The 253-nt window shown below is 37.9% G+C and carries 1 pseudogene; it reads right to left on the reverse strand.

Annotation, left to right across the window (positions count from 1 at the left end):
• A pseudogene (locus tag AD60_RS10245) lies at positions 1 to 253 on the reverse strand (IS110 family transposase); the annotation flags it as partial.

Genomic DNA, 253 nt, shown 5'->3' on the forward strand with positions numbered 1-253 from the left:
TACGTTTAAAGAAGAAGAGATAGCGATGTTCAAAGGTTCATAAGCCATTTTGTCCAATCTGTACGAATTATTGGCTGCTTGTTTAAGAAGTGTTGCAACCTTCACGGGATCTTTGAATCTGTTTTTACTTTTTTTCATAACGAAGTGAGTTAACTCATCGATGGGTTTGTAAACTATCTCATCCAAAGAGTAGAACTCAGTCAAAGCAGCACAAGACGTAGCACCGTATATATCGGAAAAGGGCTTATCCCTA

The sequence above is a fragment of the Petrotoga sp. SL27 genome (assembly GCF_002924605.1).
Lineage (GTDB): Bacteria > Thermotogota > Thermotogae > Petrotogales > Petrotogaceae > Petrotoga > Petrotoga sibirica.